General features: G+C 72.5%; 19 protein-coding genes. 9 read left to right on the forward strand and 10 right to left on the reverse strand.

Annotated features, from left to right (window positions below):
• The first annotated feature begins 45 nt into the window (after positions 1-45).
• From murJ to CLT72_RS22330, 7 genes are all read left to right on the forward strand, one after another.
• On the forward strand, positions 46-1,797 hold the full coding sequence (gene murJ, locus CLT72_RS22300) for a murein biosynthesis integral membrane protein MurJ (protein WP_101413439.1): 1,752 nt from the start codon (positions 46-48) through the stop codon (positions 1,795-1,797).
• A gap of 462 nt (positions 1,798-2,259) precedes the next feature.
• Positions 2,260-3,864: a protein kinase family protein gene (locus CLT72_RS22305; protein ID WP_101413440.1), complete on the forward strand. Its 1,605-nt coding sequence runs from the start codon at positions 2,260-2,262 to the stop codon at positions 3,862-3,864.
• A 43-nt stretch (positions 3,865-3,907) separates the two neighbouring features.
• Positions 3,908-4,699 (forward strand): RNA polymerase sigma factor SigM, encoded by a 792-nt coding sequence (gene sigM, locus CLT72_RS22310; RefSeq protein ID WP_101413441.1) that lies wholly within the window; start codon positions 3,908-3,910, stop codon positions 4,697-4,699.
• Positions 4,696-5,790 carry a hypothetical protein gene (locus CLT72_RS22315; protein ID WP_101413442.1) on the forward strand — a complete coding sequence of 365 codons (1,095 nt, stop codon included), beginning with the start codon at positions 4,696-4,698 and terminating at the stop codon, positions 5,788-5,790. The genes sigM and CLT72_RS22315 overlap by 4 nt, the downstream gene beginning before the upstream one ends.
• Before the next feature lie 178 nt (positions 5,791-5,968).
• Entirely contained in the window at positions 5,969-6,922 is a 954-nt protein-coding gene (trxB, locus tag CLT72_RS22320) for a thioredoxin-disulfide reductase (protein ID WP_101413443.1), read from the forward strand.
• Positions 6,923-6,954: 32 nt separating this feature from the next.
• Positions 6,955-7,278 carry a thioredoxin gene (trxA, locus tag CLT72_RS22325; protein WP_089002804.1) on the forward strand — a complete coding sequence of 108 codons (324 nt, stop codon included), beginning with the start codon at positions 6,955-6,957 and terminating at the stop codon, positions 7,276-7,278.
• Between the two features lie 149 nt (positions 7,279-7,427).
• The gene (locus CLT72_RS22330) at positions 7,428-8,591 is read left to right on the forward strand and encodes an N-acetylmuramoyl-L-alanine amidase (protein WP_101413444.1); all 1,164 of its coding nucleotides are present in this window, start codon (positions 7,428-7,430) and stop codon (positions 8,589-8,591) included.
• A gap of 23 nt (positions 8,592-8,614) precedes the next feature.
• On the opposite strand, the gene CLT72_RS22335 is transcribed toward CLT72_RS22330, so the two are convergent.
• Positions 8,615-9,280: a GNAT family N-acetyltransferase gene (locus CLT72_RS22335; RefSeq protein WP_101413445.1), complete on the reverse strand. Its 666-nt coding sequence runs from the start codon at positions 9,278-9,280 to the stop codon at positions 8,615-8,617.
• 294 nt (positions 9,281-9,574) lie between these two features.
• On the opposite strand from CLT72_RS22335, the gene CLT72_RS22340 reads away from it, so the two are divergent.
• Together CLT72_RS22340 and CLT72_RS22345 are read left to right on the forward strand one after the other, a co-directional pair.
• Positions 9,575-10,888, forward strand: a complete 1,314-nt coding sequence (locus tag CLT72_RS22340) for an aminotransferase-like domain-containing protein (protein ID WP_101413446.1) — start codon at positions 9,575-9,577, stop codon at positions 10,886-10,888.
• A gap of 7 nt (positions 10,889-10,895) precedes the next feature.
• Positions 10,896-11,894 carry a D-alanine--D-alanine ligase family protein gene (locus tag CLT72_RS22345; protein WP_101413447.1) on the forward strand — a complete coding sequence of 333 codons (999 nt, stop codon included), beginning with the start codon at positions 10,896-10,898 and terminating at the stop codon, positions 11,892-11,894.
• A 161-nt stretch (positions 11,895-12,055) separates the two neighbouring features.
• Here the strand turns inward: CLT72_RS22345 and CLT72_RS22350 are convergent, their stop codons facing one another.
• The 9 genes from CLT72_RS22350 to rpmH all read right to left on the reverse strand — a co-directional run bounded on the left by CLT72_RS22350 (position 12,056) and on the right by rpmH (position 20,714).
• Entirely contained in the window at positions 12,056-12,787 is a 732-nt protein-coding gene (locus tag CLT72_RS22350) for a hypothetical protein (RefSeq protein WP_101413448.1), read from the reverse strand.
• A 1,532-nt stretch (positions 12,788-14,319) separates the two neighbouring features.
• A complete protein-coding gene (locus tag CLT72_RS22355; protein WP_101413449.1) occupies positions 14,320-15,360 on the reverse strand; it encodes a ParB/RepB/Spo0J family partition protein in 1,041 nt (346 codons plus the stop codon).
• Positions 15,361-15,387: 27 nt separating this feature from the next.
• Positions 15,388-16,692, reverse strand: a complete 1,305-nt coding sequence (locus tag CLT72_RS32990) for a ParA family protein (RefSeq protein ID WP_101413450.1) — start codon at positions 16,690-16,692, stop codon at positions 15,388-15,390.
• Positions 16,693-16,968: 276 nt separating this feature from the next.
• The gene (gene rsmG / locus CLT72_RS22365) at positions 16,969-17,718 is read right to left on the reverse strand and encodes a 16S rRNA (guanine(527)-N(7))-methyltransferase RsmG (protein ID WP_486484308.1); all 750 of its coding nucleotides are present in this window, start codon (positions 17,716-17,718) and stop codon (positions 16,969-16,971) included.
• A gap of 322 nt (positions 17,719-18,040) precedes the next feature.
• A complete protein-coding gene (locus CLT72_RS22370) occupies positions 18,041-18,631 on the reverse strand; it encodes a Jag family protein (RefSeq protein ID WP_101413452.1) in 591 nt (196 codons plus the stop codon).
• Between the two features lie 215 nt (positions 18,632-18,846).
• The gene (yidC, locus tag CLT72_RS22375; RefSeq protein ID WP_101413453.1) at positions 18,847-19,836 is read right to left on the reverse strand and encodes a membrane protein insertase YidC; all 990 of its coding nucleotides are present in this window, start codon (positions 19,834-19,836) and stop codon (positions 18,847-18,849) included.
• A gap of 3 nt (positions 19,837-19,839) precedes the next feature.
• Positions 19,840-20,079 (reverse strand): membrane protein insertion efficiency factor YidD, encoded by a 240-nt coding sequence (yidD, locus tag CLT72_RS22380; RefSeq protein ID WP_231926251.1) that lies wholly within the window; start codon positions 20,077-20,079, stop codon positions 19,840-19,842.
• Between the two features lie 44 nt (positions 20,080-20,123).
• Complete coding sequence (gene rnpA / locus CLT72_RS22385) at positions 20,124-20,540, reverse strand: ribonuclease P protein component (RefSeq protein ID WP_101413454.1); 417 nt, start codon at positions 20,538-20,540, stop codon at positions 20,124-20,126.
• A gap of 36 nt (positions 20,541-20,576) precedes the next feature.
• Positions 20,577-20,714: a 50S ribosomal protein L34 gene (gene rpmH, locus CLT72_RS22390; RefSeq protein WP_089002791.1), complete on the reverse strand. Its 138-nt coding sequence runs from the start codon at positions 20,712-20,714 to the stop codon at positions 20,577-20,579.
• Positions 20,715-20,796: the final 82 nt, after the last annotated feature.

A 20,796-nucleotide genomic window follows, 5' to 3' on the forward strand; every position in this document is an offset into this window, starting at 1 on the left:
CCGGGCCCCGGCTGCGACGTACCTCTCTGCCTTGGAGGCGACAAGATGAGCGGCGGTCTCTACCGCAGCGCGAATGCCGCCCAGGGCGGCGCCGCGCCCGGCCGGCCGTCGGACGGCGCCACGTTCATCTCCGCCGAGCCGCTCAACCAGCCGGCCCTGGAGTCGACCGCGCCGCCGCAGGAGCAGGTGGCCGAGGCCAGCGCCGCGACCAACAGCGCGGTGATGGCGATCGGCAGCCTCGTCAGCCGGGGTACGGGCTTCCTGCGCAACCTGGTGATCGCGGCGGCGCTCGGCGGCGCGCTGGTGGGCGACGCGTACACGACCGCACAGATCCTGCCCGGGATGGTCTACGAGTTCCTGCTCGGCGGCGTGCTCACCAGCGTGCTGATCCCGGTGCTGGTGCGGCGGCGCAAGTCCGACGCGGACGGCGGCCAGGCGTACGCCCAGCGGCTGCTCACCCTGGCGGTGCTGGCGCTCGGCGTGGCCGCGGTGTTGGCGGTGCTGGCGGCATCGTGGCTGACCTGGCTGTACGGCAGCGGCGAGTCGACCGGCGACTACTCGCAGCTGGTCACAGCGCTGAGTCGCCTGATGCTTCCGATGATCTTCTTCTCGGGCCTCAGCGCGCTGATCAGCGCGGTGCTCAACACCCGGGGCCACTTCGCCGCCCCGATGTGGGCGCCGATCCTGAACAACCTGGTCGTGATCGCCACCGCCGGCCTCTACATCGCGATCTTCGGTGCGGAGATCATCAAGCCGGACGAGATGACGACCGGGCGGGTCCTGCTGATCGGCGGTGGCACCCTGCTCGGCGTCGCCGTTCAGGCCGCCGGCCTGCTGCCGGCGCTGCGCAAGGTCGGCTTCCGCTGGAAGCTGCGCTTCGACTTCCGCGAGCTGGGCCTGCGCGAGCTGGGCCGGCTCGGAGCCTGGATGTTCTGCTACGTCGCGGTCAGCCAGATCGGCCTGATCGTGCTGTTCAACCTGCTGAACCGGGCCGGCCGGGAGAGCGCCGCCGGCCCGCTGATCTACAACAACGTCTTCCTGCTGCTGATGACGGCCCACGGCATCATCGCCGTCTCGATCATCACCGCGCTGATGCCCCGGATGAGCGCCGCCGCCGCCGACGGCCGGTACGCCGACGTGGCCGCCGACCTGTCCCGGGGCACCCGGACCGTCACCGCGGTGCTCGCGCCGATCGCCGTCTGCTACGCCGTCCTCGCCACCCCGATCGCGTTCACCCTGTTCCGGCACGGCGCCTTCACCGCGGACAACGCCGCCGCCACCTCCGTGGTGCTGCTCGCCGCCGCGCTCGCCCTGGTGCCGTTCGCGGTGAGCCAGCTGTTCACCTTCGCCTTCTACGCGCTGCCGGACACCCGTACCCCGGCGCTGATCAACATTCCGGTGGTGGCGCTGCGTATCGGGGTGCAGGTCGTGCTCTACGTGGCCTTCTCGGCGAGCTTCGTGGGTGCCGGCATGATGATCGGCAACGCCGTCTCCTACCTGGCCGCCGCCGTCGCCTCGGCCTGGTTGCTGCGCCCCCGGGTGGGCCGGATCGGCCTCGGCGAGATCATGCGGACCGGCGGCCGGGTCCTGGTCGCGGCGCTCGGCGCGGCGGTCGTCGGCCTGATCGTGGTCAAGTTGCTGCCCGGCGACGACACGCCGAGCCGCCTGGAGGCCATCGTGCAGCTGGTGGTCGGCGGCGTGGTGATCGGCGGGACGTACCTCGGGCTGGCCATGGTCCTGCGGATCGGCGAGATCACCGAGGTCGTGGGCATGGTCCGGCGCCGGTTGGGCCGCTGACCGATCCCCGACTCCCCGGCCGGCGGCCGTCCTGCGCGCGGACTCCACTCTCTGTGAACGAGGATCACCAGCCTGGGGATGCGCCTGTGGATAACTCCGCGATTCACCGCTCAGCCACCGGATCGGCCTGTGGATAACCAACCGTACGGATGAGCATGACGGGCCGGTCGGGGGGGAACCCGGCGGCGTCGGCGCGATCGCCGCACCGGCCGGCCCCCTCTCTGCGGGTGCTTGCGGTCAACCTCTAGATTGGCCAGTACATGTGCCAGCAACGTGGCCGACAACGGGCGCAACCGGACAAGCCGGCCGCCTGCCGGCAGCACAGCCCGGGAGCGGCGCGAAGATGACATGTCGGGGAGACGGCCAACCCGGGTAAGGTCGCTCTCGACGGGTACGGCAGGCGCCGACGCTCCGCGTCGACACCGGTCGACCGGTTCCTTCGAAGGCAGAGCGGGAAGCCACATGCCCAGCAGCGCGGGTCCATCGATCGACACGATCACCGAGGGAGGACGGGTGACCCAGGTCGGCGAAGGTCAGGAGGCGGAGGAGAGCGCTCCTCAGGTCATGACCTTCGGTGCTCCCACGGCCGGTGAGATCCTCGCCGAGCGTTACGAGTTGGTCGAGCACATCAACAACGACAGCGCGGGTCGGCTGGTCTGGCGCGGGGTCGACGTCATCCTGCGCCGTCCCGTCGCGGTCGTGCTGCGCTACCCGGGTGGCGACTCGGCCACCGAGATGCTCCAGGGCGCCGTCGCGGCCAGCCGCGTCATCCACCCCAACCTGGTCGGCGTCTACGACGCGATCGACGAGGCCGAGCGGGCGTACGTGGTGCGGGAGTGGGTCGACGGGCAGTCGCTGCGCGAACTGGTCGTCGACGGCCCGCTGGACCCGGCGCGCGCCACCACCATCGGCAACGCGGTCGCCAGCGCCCTCGCCGCGGTGCACGCCACCGGCATGGTGCACGGCAACGTCCACCCCGGCACGGTGATGATCAGCGACGACGGCCGGGTGGTGCTGGCCGACGCGCGCACCGACGGCGCCGACAGCCAGCAAAGCGACGTCCGGGCGATCGGCGGGGTCCTCTACTTCGCCCTGACCGGGCACTGGCCGCACGCTGAGGCCCCGCTGCGGGGCGCCACCGCCGGCCACGGCCGGGCCGCCATCCCCGACGCCGTACGCGACGCGGGGGGTGCGCTCGCCGCGCCCCGGCAGGTCCGGGCGGGCGTGCCGGCGTACCTCGACGACCTCACCATGGACCTGCTCGACGCCGAGATCGAGCCGCCCTCGTCGGACGTTCTCGCGGCCGAGCTGGCCCGGCTGGACGTGCCGGCCGACGAGCAGTTCCTCGACAACGCCGGCCCGCTGCGCTTCACGGCCGACACCGGCGAGGAGCCGTCGCCGCTGGCCGCCGCCGGCGGGCGCAAGGTCGCGATCGGCATCGCCGGCCTGCTGGCGGTCGCCCTCGTCGGCCTACTGATCGGCATCACCACCCTGCGCGGCGGTGACGACGACCCCCAGACGAACCCGGTCGCCGCGCCCTCGTCGAGCGCGCCCGGCGACGATGCGACCCCGGCCGCCGTCACGGCCGGGCCGCTGAAGATCAGCGCCGCCCGGATCATCGACCCGGAGGGCGACCGGACCGAGGTCCGCAACGCCGACAGGGTCTTCGACGGCAACGAGGACGAGGGCTGGGAGACCCAGACCTACCGGGGGCGGGCCAACTTCGGCAACCTCAAGAAGGGCATGGGCGTCTGGATCGACCTCGGCGGCGAGCACACCGTCAAGTCCGTCCAGGTCCTCCTGTCCGCCCGGGGCGCCTCCGCCCAGCTCTACGCCGGCACCACCGACCGGCCGTCGTCGTCCTCCGGGGACGCGCAGCTCTTCGCGGACTACAAGAAGACCGCGATCGGCCAGCCGTTCGAGGAGCACGAGGGCACCAAGATGACCTTCAACGGCTTCAACGCCGACCAGAAGTACCGCTACCTGCTGTTCTGGATCACCGAGCTGCCGTCGAGCGACGGCGGCTACAAGCTCGGCGTCCAGGAGATCACGGTCCAGGGATCGTGAGTCGGCCACCGCGCTCCGGGCACCGCATCCGCCGGACGTGGTGATGGGCGTACGCGGGGAACGAGCGACCGGTGGACCGGTGGGTCCACCGGTCTCGTCGTCGGCGCCGCCGGCCGGGGCTGCCGACCTCGATCTCCTGCACGCCCACGTTGCCGGCGACCCGCACGCCTTCGCCGAGCTCTTCCACCGGCACCGCGACCGGCTCTGGGCGGTGGCCCTGCGTACGCTCGGCGACCGCGAGGAGGCCGCCGACGCACTCCAGGACGCCCTGCTGTCCGCCCACCGGGCGGCCGGCCGGTTCCGGGGCGACTCGGCGGTCACCACCTGGCTGCACCGGATCGTGGTGAACGCCTGTCTGGACCGGATCCGCCGCCGCCAGGCGCACCCCACGGTGCCGCTGCCGGACGGGGTCCGCGACACCGACTCCGGCACCGGGGGCGTCGAGCCGGCGGCACCCGCGCAGGACCACGACACGGCGCTCGTGGTCCGGCAGGCGCTCGCCGAACTGCCGGCCGAGCAGCGGGCGGCGCTGATCCTGGTCGACGTGCAGGGCTATCCCGTCGCCGAGGTGGCCCGGATCCTCGGCGTGGCCGAGGGCACGGTCAAGAGCCGCTGCGCCCGGGGACGGGCCCGCCTGGCGACGCAGCTCGGCCACCTGCGCCCCCGCCCCGCCCCGCAGCGGGCCGAGGAGCGGTCCACCCCGCAGCGGGCCGAGCCGGCCCCGACGGCGGGTCCGAACGTGCCGGCCGTCACCCGAGGGAACCCGCAGTCGTCCGAGGGCGTCCGATCGGGGTCGGGACGGCCCCGGCGGGATGCCCACCAGGAGGACGCGTGACGGCCGGGGGGTTCAGGGAGGTCGACCACGACCTGCTCGCCGACTACCTCGGCGGGGCGCTGGACGGCACCCCGGAGGAGGAACTCGTCGCCCGCCTGGTCGACGAGGACGCCGGCTGGGCGCAGGCGTACGCGCTGCTGGCCCCCGCCGTGGCGGACGTCCGGGCGGACCTGGCCGCCTGGGGCACCGCCGCACCCGAGATGCCGGCTGACGTCGCCGACCGGATCGCCGCCGTGCTGGCCCACGCCACCGCCACCGGCGCCGCGTCCTACGGGCCGGGCAGCGACTCCGAGCCGGTCCTTGCGGGGCCCGGTTCTTCGGGGTCTGACGACGTCGAGCCGGGTCCTTCGGCTGGCGGCGCGGGAGCAGAACACGCCGGGGCGCAGCCGGGGGTCAGGATCGGCGCCGGCGCGGTGCCCACGCAGCCGCTCGGCGGTTCCGGCAGGCGTCCGGCGGGCGTACCCCGCTCCGAACCGGGTCGCGGCGGGGCCACCGGGCCCGGCCGACGGAGGCGCCGCTGGGGCCGGCTGGCGGGGCCTGTCGCGCTGGCCGCGGTGTCGATCGCGGCGGTCGGCCTCGGCGTCAACCAGTTCACCAGGGGTCAGCAGACCGGCGGTGCCGCGGACACGGCGTTGCCCGGCTCCGCCCACCGCGAGGAGGCAGCCGGCCCGGCCACCGCCACGCCGTTCCGAATCTCCGGCGAGCCGTCGGTACGCAGCGGCACGGACTACACGCCGGAGTCGCTGGCCGCCTTCCCGTCGTCGCCGAAGGCACGGCCGTTCACCGGCGGACCGCCCGGGGAGCAGCCCGGCGTCCAGGCGGAGGGCGGGCGGCTGCCCAGTTCCGCCCTCGGCCTCGAGCGGCTCACCGACCCCGCCGCGCTGGGCGCCTGCATCGGCGCGATCAAGGCCGAGCACGGCAACGGTCCGCTGGTGGTCGACGTGGTCGACTACGCCCGTTTCCAGGGGCGCCCGGCGCTGATCGTGCGCTTCACCGACGCCACGGGGGCGGGCTGGGCCTGGGCCAGCGGCCCGGAATGCGGGGTCCCCGGGTCCGGCTCGGACAGCCGCTACCGCACGCGGGTAGGGTGAATTCGCGGCCACCGGACGTTTGACCGTCCACGTGACCTGACCCACCGGATGACCGGCTCGGGAATCCCCGGTTCGTACGATGACGTTCTGCACATCGAAGTGCCGGCACCGGGGGGCGTCGGCATCGGATCGGCATCGGTGCGCGCCGATGACGAACAACACGAATCGGGAGACGGCAGTGGACGAGGTCCGCAACCTGATCATCATCGGCTCCGGGCCGGCCGGTTACACGGCGGCGGTCTACGCGGCGCGCGCCAACCTCAAACCGCTCATCATCGAGGGCGTGCAGTCCGGCGGTGCGCTGATGACGACGACCGAGGTGGAGAACTTCCCCGGCTTCGCCGACGGCATCCTCGGCCCCGAGCTGATGGACAACATGCGCAAGCAGGCCGAGCGGTTCGGCGCGGAGTTCCTCACCGACGACGTGACGCGGGTCGAGCTGAAGGACACCGGCAGCGTGGGCTCCGACGCCGTGAGCACCGTGTGGGTGGGCCAGACCGCGTACCGGGCCAGGGCGGTCATCCTCGCCACCGGCTCCGCGTGGCGTCCGCTCGGCGTGCCCGGCGAGCAGGAGTACCTGGGCCACGGCGTCTCGTCCTGCGCGACCTGCGACGGCTTCTTCTTCCGCAACCAGCACATCGTGGTCGTCGGTGGCGGTGACTCGGCGATGGAGGAGGCGAGCTTCCTCACCCGGTTCGCCGACTCGGTCACCATCCTCCACCGCCGGGACTCCTTCCGGGCCAGCAAGATCATGGCCGAGCGGGCACTGAGCAACGACAAGATCAAGGTCGAGTGGAACACCGTGGTCGAGGAGATCCTCGGCGACGACGGCAAGGTCAGCGGGGTGCGGGTACGCAACACGCACACCGGCGAGTCCAAGGTCCTCGACGTCACCGGCGTCTTCGTGGCCATCGGCCACGACCCGCGCAGCGAGCTGTTCCGGGGCCAGGTGGAGATGGACGACGAGGGCTACGTGAAGGTCGAGGCGCCCAGCACCCGCACCAGCGTGCCCGGCGTCTTCGCCGCCGGCGACCTGGTGGACCACACCTACCGGCAGGCGATCACCGCCGCCGGCACGGGCTGTGCCGCCGCGCTGGACGCCGAGCGCTTCATCGCCACGTTGCAGGGCTGAACAACCGAAACACATTCCGGAGGAGGGTCATAGTGGGAGCAACGAAGTCGGTCACCGACGCGAGTTTCGCCGTCGACGTGCTGAAGTCCGACAAGCCGGTTCTGGTGGACTTCTGGGCCGAGTGGTGCGGCCCGTGCCGCAAGGTGTCGCCGCTGCTGGAGGAGATCGCCGGCGAGATGGGCGACCAGGTCACCATCGTCAAGCTCAACATCGACGAGAACCCGGAGACCGCCCGCGCCTACCGGGTGATGTCGGTCCCGACCCTCACCGTCTTCAAGAACGGCGAGCCGGTGCAGTCGATCGCCGGCGCCAAGCCGAAGGGCGAGCTCGTCAAGCTCATCGAATCGGCGCTCTGAGCAGCACCGACACGCGTCGACCCCGTACCCGGTCCGCCGGGCACGGGGTCGACGCGTTTTTCCCGACGTGGGGCCCCGGAGCCCCCGGAGCGCATAACCTCAACCCGGGGCCGCCCGGCCAGCAACCGTCCGTGCAGAGGGGGTCGTGCGTGCGTCCGATCCGACCCGGTGACCGTGGACCCGCGGTGACGGAGATCCGTACGGTGCTCACCGGCCTCGACCTTCTCACCCCGACGGCACCTGACGCCGACGAGTTCGACACGCACACCGAACGCGCCGTGCGGGCCTTCCAGCAGTCCCGGGGGCTCAGCGTGGACGGCCGCGTCGGCGCCGAGACCTGGCGGGCCCTGGACGCCGCCCGCTGGCGGCTGGGCGCCCGCACCCTCTACCACGCCGTACCGGAGCCGCTCACCGGCGAGGACGTCCGCTCGCTCCAGGAACGGCTGCTGGAGATGGGGTACGACGTAGGGCGCGCGGACGCCATCTACGGCGTACGGACCTCCCGGGCGGTCGCCCAGTTCCAGCGGGAGGTCGGGCTGACGCCCGACGGCTCGTGCGGCCCGCACACCATGAACGCGTTGCGCCGGCTCGGCCGCAAGGTCGTCGGCGGGCGCCCGCAGTGGCTCCGCGAGTCCGACGCCATCCGGCAGTCCGGCCCGACGCTGGTGGGACGGACCGTCGTCATCGACCCCGGGCACGGGGGCACCGACCCCGGCGTGCTGGTGCCGGACGGGTCGCTGCGGTGGACCGAGGCGGATCTCGTGCACGACCTTGCCAGCCGGTTGGAGGGCAGGCTCGCCGCCTCCGGCGTCCGCGTACAGCTCACCCGCGGGCCGGCCCCGGAGGAGTGCCTGCCGGACGTCGACCGCGCGGAGCTGGCCAACTCCCTCGGCGCAGACGTGTTCATCTCGCTGCACGTCGACGGGCACGCCAACCCGGAGGCCGAGGGGGTGGCGACCTACCACTACGGCACCGACAACGGGGTGACCTCGGCGACCGGGGAGCGGCTGGCCGGGCTGGTGCAGCGCGAGATCGTCGCCCGCACCGGGCTGCGCGACTGCCGTACGCACGCGAAGGCGTGGGACCTGCTCCGGCTGACCCGGATGCCGGCCGTACGCGTCGAGGTCGGCTACCTCACCTCGCCCGCCGACCGGAGCCGACTGGTCGACCCCCGGTTCCGGGACCGGGTGGCGGAGGCCATCGTCGCCGCCGTGCAGCGGATGTACATCCCCGTCGAGCGGGACGTCCCCACCGGCTCGATCGACGTGAGCGAGCTGCGGGCGGTGGTGGCCGCCGGCACGGTGGTGGACTGAGCCCGCCGCCGCCCGTTGCGGGGTCAGCCGGCGGTGGAGCGGGTCGCCGGGGCCGGGCGGACGGGGCGGAGCAGCGTCTCGGGGCTCATCGAGCCGAGCAGCTTCTCCAGCGCGTACTCGACGTCGGACTTCCAGCTCAGCGCCGTACGCAGCTCCAATCGCAGCCGGGGGTAGCGCGGGTGCGGGCGGACGGTCTTGAAGCCCACGGAGAGGAAGAAGTCGGCCGGGGCGACGCAGGCGCCGGCGGGGTCGGCCGCGTCGCCGAACTTGGCGTCGCCGAACGCCTCGATCGCCTTGATGCCGCGCTTGGTGAGGTCCCGGGCGACGCCCTGGACCAACATCCGGCCCAGCCCGCCACCGGCGAAGGCGGGCACCACGTTGGCCGTCATCAGCAGCGCGGCGTCGGCGGAGACCGGGGAGGTGGGGAAGGCCATCGAGCGCGGCACGTAGGCCGGCGGGGCGTAGAGGACGAACCCGGCCGGCATGCCGTCGACGTAGACGAGCTTGCCGCAGGAGCCCCACTCCAGCAGGGTCTGCGAGACCCAGGCCTCCTTCTCCAGCCCCGGGTCGCCTGCCGCGCAGGCCCGGTCCGCCGAGACCGGATCAAGCTCCCAGTAGACGCACTGCCGGCACGGACGGGGCAGGTCCTCCAGGGTGTCCAGGGTCAAGCTGACCAGACGTCGCGACATTGGTGCATCCCCACATTAGGCTCGGAGGTGAGACCGGCACGGAACGACGACGCCGCTTTTCCTGCCCCCGACGAGCGATCGTACGCCGCAAACGGACGCGGCGGGAGGGGACGCGCGAATGCCCCTCCGGTCGGGGCGCCCGCCGGGTCCGCGATGTGGACGCCGACCGCCGTCACGGTGGCATCCTGGGAGGCGGCGACTAGGATCGACACCCGGCGTCCCGCGTCGCCATGGTCGTCGGTGTCCCGGGTACGCCGGGGTGGGAGCCACCCGAGCAGCCATCGAGGTGATGTCATGACCGGCACGACGCTCGACGACTACACCGACCGGTACGCCCGTCGCGTGCGGGGCATGACCGCCTCGGAGATCCGCGCGCTCTTCGCGGTGGCCAGTCGCCCGGAGGTGGTCTCGCTCGCCGGCGGCGCCCCCTACATCGCGGCGCTGCCGCTCGACGCGGTCGGCGAGATGCTCGGCCGGCTCGGTGCCGAGCACGGCGCCACCACCCTCCAGTACGGCATCGGCCAGGGCACCCTGGAGCTGCGCGAACGGATCTGCGAGGTGATGGCGCTCTCCGGCATCGACGCCGCGTGCGGCGCCTCCCCGGACGACGTGGTGGTCACCGTGGGCGGTCAGCAGGCCCTCGACCTGGTGGCCCGGCTCTTCCTCGACCCCGGGGACGTGGTGCTCGCCGAGGGCCCGACCTACGTCGGCGCGCTCGGCGTGTTCCAGGCCGCCCAGGCGCAGGTCGTGCACGTGCCGATGGACGACGACGGGCTGGTCCCGGAGGCGCTGGAGGCGGCCATCGCCGAGCAGGCGCGCGCCGGCCGGCGGGTCAAGTTCCTCTACACCATCCCGACCTACCAGAACCCGACCGGCGTGACGCTGACCGAGGAACGGCGCGAGCGGGTGCTCGACATCTGCGAGCGCGCCGGCCTGCTCGTGGTCGAGGACGACCCGTACGGTCAGCTGGGTTTCGCCGGGGACGCGCCCGCGCCGCTGCGCGCGCGGCGCCGTGACGGGGTCTTCTACCTCAGTACCTTCTCCAAGACCTTCGCTCCCGGCCTGCGGGTCGGCTGGATCCTCGCGCCGCACGCCGTCCGCGACAAGCTGGTCATCGCCAGCGAGGCGCAGATCCTCTGCCCGAGCGGCTACGCGCAGGCGGCCGTCTCCACCTACCTCGGCACCATGCCCTGGCGGGAACAGCTCAAGGTCTACCGCGAGGTCTACCGGGAACGACGCGATGCGATGCTCACCGCGTTGGACGACCTGATGCCCGCCGGCACGACCTGGACGACGCCGGCCGGCGGCCTCTTCGTCTGGGCGACCCTGCCCGACGGTCTCGACTCCAAGGCGATGATGCCCCGGGCCATCGCCGCCCGGGTGGCGTACGTGCCGGGCACCGGCTTCTACGCCGACGGCACCGGCACCGGCAACATGCGGCTCAACTTCTCGTTCCCCTCGCCGGAACGGATCCGCGAAGGCGTACGCCGACTGGCCGGCGTGATGGAGCAGGACATCGCCATGCGGCGGGTCTTCGGCGCGGTCGGCCGTCCCGGGGCGCGACGCGGGCAGGCCGGCTCGGACACGCCGGGACCCGACTTGGCATGATTCCGGCATGGTTCCCACCGCTGCCGAGCGTTCCCTCGTGACCGACCCCGCCGCCACCGCCGACCTGCGGGTGCTGGTGCTCGCCGGCGGGCTCTCCTACGAGCGTGACGTCTCGCTGCGGTCCGGGCGCCGGGTGCTGGACGCACTTCGGGCCGTCGGCATGGACGCCGAGATGCGGGACGCCGACGTGGCGCTGCTGCCGGCCCTGGACGCCGACCCGCCGGACGCCGTCGTGATCGCCCTGCACGGCGCCACCGGCGAGGACGGGTCGCTGCGCGGCGTGCTGGACCTCTGCGGCATCCCGTACGTGGGGTGCGACGCCCGCGCGTCGCGGCTGGCGTGGGACAAGCCGTCGGCCAAGGCGGTGCTCCGTGAGGCGGGCATCCCGACCCCCGACTGGGTCGCCCTGCCGCACGACCGGTTCTCCGAGCTGGGTGCCGTGGCGGTGCTGGACCGGATCGTCGAGCGGCTGGGGCTGCCGCTCATGGTGAAGCCCACGCAGGGCGGTTCGGGGCTGGGCGCCGCCGTGGTCCGGGACGCCGCGTCCCTACCGGCCGCGATGGTCGGCTGCTTCGCGTACGACTCGACGGCGCTGGTCGAGCGGTACGTGCCCGGCATGGACGTGGCGGTCTCCGTGGTCGACCTGGGCGACGGGCCGCGCGCCCTGCCGGCGGTGGAGATCGTGCCCCGCAACGGGGTGTACGACTACGCGGCCCGCTACACCGCCGGCCGGACGACCTGGCACACTCCCGCACGGCTGGCACCGGAGGTGGCCGGCGCGGTGGCCGACGTCGCGCTGGCCGCGCACACCGCACTGGGCCTGCGCGACCTCAGCCGCGTCGACCTGATCGTGGACTCGGCAGGGCAGCCGCACGTGCTGGAGGTCAACGTCTCGCCGGGAATGACCGAGACCTCGTTGCTGCCGCTCGCGGTCCAGGCTGCCGGCCTGGACTTCGGCAGGATGCTCGGAACCCTGGTGGCCCGCGCGGCGACCCGGCGCCCCTGACCGGCCCGGCTCTGTCCGGGATCTCGTCCGGTCGGTGGTGGGGCCACCGGTCGGGCACGTGAGCCGGCTGCCGATCGAGGACGTCGCGGGACCGGTCTCGCCGGGCATCCCCTTCGGAGCCGCCGAGCGTCCGTGCGAGGGATGGGCAGGACGGACACGCCCTAGACGCGCGGCTCCCGGGCTTCCGCGGCGGACGCCTCGTCTCCCGGTTCCTCTGCTGGCGGGGCCTCCTCGGCGGACTCGATCACGGACACCGGCTCGCCCTCCGTCGGCTCGTCCTCGACCGGGGACTGCCCGGTGAAGCTGGAGGGCGCCTGCCACTGGATGCGCGGCGGCTCGGCCAGGGGGCGCCCGCCGAACTCCGCCAGCCAGGCCGCCACCATGGCGAGGTTCTCTCGCCATTGCGACTCCGAGATGGGCGGCAGGATCGAATCCCACAGGGAGAGGAAGGTCCCCCGCAGCTGGAGCTGGCCGTAGGGCCGGGCGAGGAACCACATGTGCAGGTGCGCGGAGCCGTCGCCCCAGCGGTTGACGTGCACCCGGGCCACCCCGTCGAGGGACCGGATGGCCCGCTCCAGCCGTACGGTCATCACCCCCAGTTCGGCGGCGAGCAGGTTCGGCAGGTCGCCGAGATCCAGATGCGAGCGGGATTCGAGGATCAGCACCATCGGCAGCCCGGTGGGACGGTCCATGGCGCGTACCCGCCATCGCTCGCCCACCCAGATGTAGGCATCGTCCGGGGCGTTGCAGGCGGTGCATTCCCGAAGTCCCTCGCCCCTGCGCGGCGGCTCGACCGGGACCGGATCATTGAGTTGCTTGACACGAAGGTCGCCCTCGAAGGGGAAGGACGGCCACTGGGTGAAGTCCGGAACGGAGGGAGGGGTGTCGTGCACGACGCTGACACTAACCGGTTCCGGCACCGCTGTCCCTACCCGAAAGCGCCACGGAGCGATGCCGCTCCGGTCCCGAGGTCGCAGCGCGGAGCGAAGTTATCCACAGGCGCACACAGGCATCCACAGGCTGATGAGACGCCGGACACATACCGTCGTCCACAGGCTGTCACCCTGTTCCACACGGGGTTTCACGTGAAACAGGGCAGCCTGTGGATAACCGCTGTGGATAACTTCGGGTCCGAAGGCTCCGATTCGGTCCGAGGGCAGCCGTCCGGTTCCACGTGAAACCAGAGCACGCCGTTGTACGTCGGCTGCACCCGCCATCGCTCCATCCTCGCCGTCGTCTCACCCGGGTCCTCGCCGCTCACGTGAGCACCGGGCCGTCATCGTCGTCGCCACTCCCGAGCACCGATCGAGCTTGAGATCCGTGATCGCCCCTCGGTGCCTTCCAGGGGCGCCGCCTACGAATCCGCCGCCTACGAGTTCGCCGTCCTCGAAGCCGGTGCCACCCAATCCGTCGCCCTCGAATCCACCGCCTGCGAGTTCGCTGCCCTTGAACCCCAGCGCCTCCGAGTCCGACGCCTCCACTCCCGACGCCTCCGGCCTTCGACCGGTGGCCGTCCATCGCGCTTCGACTGTCGCGGTCCTGAACATGTGGCCGCAACGGGCCCGCTCATCGCGGGACGTCCCCGACCTGTCCCGCCCCGGCAGGGTGAACCGTGTCGCAGGTGCTGTGGTGCCCGTTCGGTGCGGGCCGACAAGGTGGCGCCTCAGCGTCGTGCATCCGTTGACACGACCCCGCCGGAAGCGAAGCTGACAGCGGCGACGCCACGACCGCGACGGGGCGCCTTCTGCATCGCTAGGCGTCGGGATGCTACGTGTCGGCACGCGTACGCCGGATCCTCCGGAGCGCTCTGCCGGCAGCACGAGTGCGACTGGCATCCCCACGACCCGGCGACGGCCCGAGCGGACGCATGCGACACATGCGGGCCGGGCAGCGTGCGTCAACGGCAGCGGGGCTGAGGATCGATCCTGGCGGGCCGATGCACGTCCTCGCAGCGCTACCGGTCCCGCCAACCCGCAGGGGGTGGCCTTCGGGATGCCAACGCCGCACGAGGGGCTCCGACGCGCTCTCGCAGCCTCGACGATCTCCTTCGGCAGAGCCCCGCTTGATGTTCGTCTGCCCAGTTCGCTCGCTTGGGTCTCGCCCGCACTCTTCGGTGCCCTCTCAACCGCCGGGCCGCAAGCCGCAGAACCGTGGCCGTTTCACGGGAAACGGCCACGGCGACGGGGCGACGGCGACGGCTGAACCAGCGGCCGCCGCCTACGCGGTTTCACGTGAAACGACGCCGGCCCTCCGCGATCCGTTGCCACGCGAGCGACGGGCCAGCAGCGCTGCGGCTCGCGGGACGGTGAAACTCAGCTCCCGGCCGACACAGAACGGCCGCGTGACCCTGAAGGTCACGCGGCCGGCGATGTCTGCCGTTCAACCAATGCGGATCCGCCCGTAGAGCCGGCTTGCGTCCGCCAGATCAGGCCTCCGGCTCCTCCTCCTGGCCGACGCCGATGAGGCCGACGATCCGCTCCAGGTCGTCGACCGTCGCGAACTCAATGGTGATCTTGCCCTTGCTCCGGCCGATGTCGACCTTCACGCGGGTGTCGAACCGGTCGGAGAGCCGGTCGGCCAGATCCGTGAGGGCGGGGGCGTGCGGCTTCGGGCGGCGCTTGGCCGCCTCCTTCTTCGTCGTACCGTCGCTCAGGGCCAGCGCGACGATCTCTTCGGTCGCGCGGACCGAGATCCCCTCGGCGACGATTCGCCGTGCGAGCTGCTCCTGCGCCTCGGCCTCGTCGAGGCTCAGCAGCGCACGGGCGTGACCGGCGGAGAGGATGCCCGCGGCGACCCGGGTCTGGACCTGCGCGGGCAGATTGAGCAGCCGGATGGTGTTCGAGATCTGCGGCCGGCTCCGCCCGATGCGCCGGGCGAGTTCCTCGTGGGTGGCGCCGAACTCGTCCAGCAGTTGCTGGTACGCGGCCGCCTCCTCCAGCGGGTTCAGGTTCGCCCGATGGATGTTCTCCAGCAACGCGTCGCGGAGCATGGCGTCGTCCTGGGTGTCCCGGACGATCGCCGGGATCTTCTCCCGCCCGACGGCCTGCGCGGCCCGCCAACGCCGCTCGCCCATGACGAGTTCGTACTTCTCGTCGTCGAGCTGCCGTACGACGATCGGCTGGAGGAAGCCGACCTCCTGGATCGAGGTCTTCAGCTCCTCCAGAGCGTCCTCGTCGAAGACCTGGCGGGGCTGCTTCGGGTTCGGCACGATCGCGTCGACCGGAATCTCGGCGAACCGGGCCCCCGGCACAGGGCTGAGTACAGGCTCCGGCTCGGGCTGCGCAGCCGCAGGCGGGCTCGCCACGACGGGCGCCGACTCCTCCGGGGCGCCGACGGCGGTCGACGCCTCAGCCGCCGCAGGCGGCTCCACGGCAGGGGTCGGCTCCACCACTGCGGTCGGCGCCGGCCCGGTCGGGATGAGGGCCCCCAGGCCCCGCCCCAGACCGCCCCGAGGACGGTTCTTCATACCACGCCTCCCAGCGACTGTTCCGCACTACGCATTCCGGCCCACCGGCTCCTTGACGCCACGCTCGGCGATCTCCTGGGCGGCTTCGAAGTAGCTCGTCGCCCCCCGCGACCCCGGATCGTAGGTCATCACGGACTGGCCGTAGCTGGGTGCCTCCGAGACGCGGACGTTGCGGGGGATGACCGCCTGGAGCACCTTGTCGCCGAAGTGGTTCCGTACGTCCTGCTCGACGGCGTCGGCCAGCCGGGTTCGCCGGTCGTACATGGTGAGCAGGATGGTGCTGACGTCGAGCTTGGGGTTGAGGTGCTGGCGGACCAGGTTGATGTTGTTGATCAGCTGGTTCAGCCCCTCCAGCGCGTAGTACTCGCACTGGATCGGGATGAGCACCTCCTGCGCGGCTACGAGCGCGTTGACCGTCAGCAGGCCGAGCGAGGGCGGGCAGTCGATGAAGACGTAGTCGAAGTGGCCGGGGTAGGCGGCGATCGCCCGGGCCAGCCGCGACTCACGGGCGACCACCGACACCAGCTCGATCTCCGCGCCGGCGAGGTCGATCGTCGCCGGTACGCACCAGAGGTTGGGGATGCCCTCGACGCCCTGGGCGACCTCCTCCAGCGGCACGCTGTTGATGAGGCAGTCGTAGACGTCCGGCACACCAGTGTGGTGCGGGACGTTCAGCCCGGTGGAGGCGTTTCCTTGCGGATCGAGATCGACCACCAGCACCCGGTTGCCGTGCAGGGCGAGTGCCACCGCAAGGTTCACCGTGGTCGTGGTCTTTCCCACGCCGCCCTTCTGGTTCGCGACGCACATGACCCGGGTCCGTTCCGGCCGAGGCATCGTCACCTCGCCACTCGGATTAAGGATCTGCACGGCGCGCATCGCCTCCATAGCCAACGGTGGGTCATCCTCTTCGCGCGTCGGGGTTTCACGTGAAACGTACGCGGCCTCGGCAGCACTGGCTCCCGGGACGGCGGTCGTGTCGGTGACGGGTTCGGGTTCGGGGGTCGCGTCCGGTACGGAGTCCGGGGTCGGCTGCTGCGGCACGGGAAGCTCGAAGCGGGCCGAGGCCGAGGCGTTGCGCCGGATCGGAATCACCCGGCCACCGGCCGAGTTGCCGGCGCGCGGCACGTCAGGAGCGGCGCGCGTCGCCGGGTGCTCCGGTCCCACCACCTCGGCGTCGGACGGCCGGGCGGCCGCGTCCCAACCGGGCGGCCGGAGCGACGGGCCATGGGACACCCCGTCGGACGCCCAGTTGGGGTAGTCGGTTTCACGTGAAACGGGGTCGCCCGCTGACCCGGTCACGCGTGGATCGTCGTGCCTTCCGTCGTCATGCACCTGTCATCCCTGCCCGCTTCGGATGGTCGGTCCGCACCCCGTCAACTGGCCGCACGCGATCGCACCGCGGAGCGTACGGCCCGGCGGGAGCGGCGGGACCGGTGAACGTCCGTTGCCGCCCGCTCCACACTATCGACGCGCAGCCAGCCTACGGCTCACGGGCGCAGCCGGTCCACGTCGGGTTCTCATCCTTCCGTCCACCCGTACCGGTTCAACGACGCAACCGCCGGCCGGGAAGCCGGTACCGCGTACATCCGGCACGGTGTCCGAGGGGACTCAGCGCCGCCGGGACCGGCCGCCTCGCGACCTCTTCGGGGCCTTCGGCCGGGCCGGCCCGACCATCCGCTCCCGCACGATCTCCACCACCGTCGTCGGCGGATCGATAACGCCCTCGCCGCAGCGGTGCACCTCGGGCTCACCGCCGCCGAGCCGGGCGACTGTCTGCGCGTGCTCGGCGATCTCGTCGGCCGCGGACGCGCCCTTGAGTGCGATCAGCCGACCGCCGGGGACGGCCAGTGGCAGGCACCACGTCGAGAGCCGGTCCAGCGGCGCGACAGCGCGCGCCGTGACCACATCCCCGCTCAACGGGCCGAGGCCCGTCGCGCCGGTCGCCGCCTCGTCGGCCCGCCCCCGGAACACCCGGACCATCTTCGCCAGGCCCAGGTGCTGCACCGCCTCGATGAGGAAGGAGGTGCGGCGGGCGAGCGGCTCGATCAGGGTCACGGTCAGGTCGGGACGCGCGATGGCCAGCACCAGGCCGGGCAGCCCGGCCCCGGAGCCGACGTCGAGGACCGTCGCCCCCTGGGGGATCCGCTCGGCCACCGCCGCGCAGTTGAGCAGGTGGCGGTCCCAGATCCGGGGTGCCTCGCGCGGGCCGATCAGGCCGCGGACCACGCCGTCGGTGGCGAGCAGTTCGGCGTACGCGGCCGCCAGGTCCAGCCGGTCGCCGAAGAGCGTGCGGGCGGCGCCGGCCAGCTCCGGCGGCAGCACCGCCACGGTCGGGGAGGGCGCCTCCTGAGCAGCCACGGCCGGGGGTGCCGCGCCCTCGGAGGCATCGCCCGGGGACGACGGCTCCTCCGGCGACGACGCGGCCTCAGAAGCGCCGGCCGAGGACGGCCGGCCCTCGGGAGCGTCGGCCGAAGGCGGCGTGGCCTCAGAAGCGCCGGCCGAAGGCGTCGGGGCCTCAGGAGCGTCGGCCGACGATTGCGTCGGGGCCTCCGGAGCCTCGGCCGGGGGCGCGGAGGAGTCGGGGTTCACGGGCGGCTCGGGCCGGACAGGCGACGGCCCGGGCGGCGTGCCACCCGGGCCGTCCACGGCACCGGCCGTGGTGTCGTCGTGGGTCACCCGGTCAGTCCGCCGGCCGGACGATGATGCGGCGGTTCGGCTCGACGCCCTCGGACTCGCTCTCCACGCCGCTCATCGCGTTGACGACGTCGTGTACGCACTTGCGCTCGAACGCGGACATAGGCTCCAGGCGTACGGGCTCGCCGTACTCCTTGACCTTCTCCACGGCGTTCTTGGCAACGGCGGCCAGCTCCTTGCGGCGGGTCGCCCGGTAGCCGCCGACGTCGAGCAGCAGCCGGCTCGGGGTGCCGGTCTGCCGGAAGACGGCCAACCGGGCGAGCTCCTGGAGGGCCTCCAGGGTGGCACCGCGCTGGCCGACCAGGTTCTGCAGCCGGCCGCCCACCACCTCGACGACGGGACGGCCGCCGGAGACCAGCTCGTCGATGTCGCCGTCGTAGTCGAGGATGTCGAGCAGGCCCTCGACGTAGTCGGCCGCGATCTCGCTCTGCCGGAACAGTTCGCTCTCGCCGACGGCCTTCTTCTCCTTGGGGCTCGACTCCTCGTCGGCCTCCTCGGTCTCGCCGTTCACCGCGGTCGGCTCGGTCCCCTCCTCGTCCAGGGACTCGTCGGCGCGGGGGGTGCTGGTGTCGGTCACGGTCTCATCTCCGTACTCGCTCGGCCGGACCGTCGGGTCCGCTGGTTTCCCGGGGCCGGCGGGAGGTCGCCGGTGCCCACGGGCACGTCTGTCGTACGGGCAGTCTCGCCCGTGGGCCGCGCCGCGCGCGGCGGTTCCGCCCGGCGCCGGCCGTACGGCGGCTGCGCGGTGCGGAACGGGCCGCCGTCGGTTTCCCGACGGCGGCCCGGATGTCCTCAGCCCTGCCGCTTGGCGGGGCGGCTCTTCTTCGGGTTGGCCGGCTTGGCGCCCGGCTTGGGGCCGGCGACCTTGGGCGCGGCCGGCTTCGCCGGGGCCTGGGGGGCCGCCTTGGTGCGGCCGAGCAGGCCGCCCGTCTTCGCCGGCTGCACCGGGTTGCGGGTCGAGATGCCCGGCTTGCTGGTGGCGGTGGGCGGCGGCGGGAACTTCCGCAGCACCCACTGCTGCTGCGCCAGGGTGAAGAGGTTGTTCGTGACCCAGTAGATGATCACACCGATGGGGAAGATGGCGCCGGAGATGAGCAGCGACAGCGGGATGCCGTAGAGCATCAGCTTCTGGATCATCCGCTGCTGCGGGTCCTCGGCCCAGCCGGTCTTGAGGATCATCTGGCGGCTGGTGAGGTAGGTGGTGCCCATCATCACGAGGACGAGGATGCCGGCGATGATCTTCACGGTGGTGCCGTTGGCGCCGAGCCGGGCCAGTTCCTCGGCGGTGGAGCCGAACTTGCCGGCGATCGGGGCGGTGAAGAGCTTCGCCGCCGAGGCGCTCTCGAACTGGCCGAGCGTCCAGCCGTAGAGGGTCTTGCCGGCCTCGCTCTTGTCCGGGTTGAGGCGGCGGAGCACGTGGAAGAGGCCCAGGAAGACGGGGATCTGGAGGAACATCGGAAGGCAGCCCATGAGCGGGTTGGCCTTTTCCTTCCGATAGAGCTCCATCATCTCCTTCTGGAGCGTCTCCCGGTCACCCTTGTGCTTCTCCTGCAGCGCCTTGACCTGCGGCTGGAGGGCCTGCATCGCCCGCTGCGACTTGATCTGCTTGACGAAGACGGGGAAGAGGATCACCCGGACGGTGACCACGAGGAAGACGATGGCGAGGATCCAGGCCCAGTTGGTGCCGATCACGGCCGCGTCCGGCACCCCGATGGCGTCCCAGGCCCCATGCCAGGCCAGCAGGATCCACGAAATCGCGTAGTAGATCCAGTCGAGACTCAATTCTCAGGCTCCAGTCACATCGGCACGGCGGCGGCCGCCCGGCTCCGGCACCGGGTCGTGTCCACCTGGGTGGAAGGGGTGGCAGCGCAACAACCGCCGGGCCGTCAGGCCCGCTCCCCGGATCGCGCCGTGCACCGCCACCGCCTCCAGGGCGTAGGCACTGCACGACGGGTAGAACCGGCAGCGGGCCGGCAGAGCCGGACTTATCCACCGACGGTACGCGACGATCGGCCCGCTCAGCACCCGGGCACCGATCGTCGCGGGCCGGGGGCCGGTCGCTCCGGTGGTCACCGGGACCGCCGTCCGCGGGGCGCCTTCGCGGCGGCGATCGCCGCGTCCAGATCGGCACCGAGTCGCGGGTACGACGTGTCGGCCGCGGCGGGCAGCGCCCGTACGACCAGGGTGCTGCCGGCGGGCAGAGCGGCCAGCCGCTCGCGGACCAGGTGTCGCAGGCGACGCCGGACCCGGTTGCGGACCACGGCGTTCCCGACGGCCTTGGACACGACGAAGCCGGCGCGGGCCGGTGCGGAAGGTTGCTCCGTACCGATGCTCCGCGCCGGCTCCGGCGAGGTTGCTGTCGCGGGTTCGGGGATCGTCGGCTGACTCAGGTGGACGACGACGGCGCCACGGCCGGCGCGTCGGCCACCCCGGACCGCTGCGGCGAAGTCAGTGCTGCGCCGCAGTCGCTGTGCGGCCGCCAGCACGACTGCCCACGTCCCCCGGACCTGACCCGGTCGGCCTCAGGCCGACAGGCGGGCGCGGCCCTTGGAGCGACGGGTCGAAAGGATGGCGCGGCCGGCACGGGTGCGCATGCGCAGCCGGAAGCCGTGGGTCTTCGCGCGCCGGCGGTTGTTCGGCTGGTAGGTGCGCTTGCTCACGTCAGGCTCTCCGTTTTCGTACGCCCCGGGCGAGGGGTCGCCGGGATCGTGTGGTGGTCCAGGCCACCTCGGCGGTGGCCCC

It is taken from the genome of Micromonospora sp. CNZ309 (genome assembly GCF_002846525.1).